The sequence below is a fragment of the Brumimicrobium mesophilum genome (assembly GCF_003025005.1).
Lineage (GTDB): Bacteria > Bacteroidota > Bacteroidia > Flavobacteriales_D > Crocinitomicaceae > Brumimicrobium > Brumimicrobium mesophilum.
Map to the genome: position 1 here is coordinate 1 of NZ_PVSS01000065.1, position 692 is coordinate 692.

At 32.8% G+C, this 692-nt stretch carries 1 protein-coding gene; it reads right to left on the bottom strand.

What is annotated here, in order from left to right; genetic code table 11:
• Nucleotides 1–670, bottom strand: a 670-nt coding sequence (locus C6368_RS17060; RefSeq protein ID WP_234369164.1) for a DUF4249 family protein, incomplete at its 3' end; no start/stop codon positions are given.
• Nucleotides 671–692: the final 22 nt, after the last annotated feature.

A 692-nucleotide genomic window follows, 5' to 3' on the forward strand; every position in this document is an offset into this window, starting at 1 on the left:
CATTTGAATACATTTCAGTTGGTTCACCTTTAAACAATAACGATAAAGGATCGTTTATATCTGCGTCATTGTTTTGATTGAAGTAATGTTGTGCCCAGCTTTTAATTCCTAAATAGTATTCTTTGCTCACAGGACCGAAATCTCTTTTATAATCATTTTGATAGAATATAAATCCATCTTCAAATGGACTTAAAGATATTGATCCACCTGCCATTATCGTTAAGTTTTTCACCTTCCCTTGAAAGAGAATGTCTGTAAAAACATAAAATAATGGATTGTACTTTAAATCACTGTCGCTAAGAATTGATGGATCGGTTTCTTTAGTAATATCGTTAAAGTAATTATTTTTACCTGCATGGTAATAGTTCACTTCGTTAGGATCGTCTTGAAAAATAATAGTTGTTTTAGATTCATAACTGCCATGTTCATCAGGAGTTGAATTTGCTTTTTCAAAGAATGTGTCAATAATTACAGGGTATTTCGGAATACTTGTTTCGGCATAAACCATTTCAAATCCAGGAACTGTAACTTCCATTTTGTAATTTACTTCAATATTTGGGTAATCTCCTTGATACCATCCTTCTCCGATTGAGGAGAGCGTTGACGAATAAATTCCGTTTTCAAAAACTTTTACGGTCGCATTATTCATGAGTTCTTTTTCAGCTTCCATGGTTGAAGTCAATGTGACATGA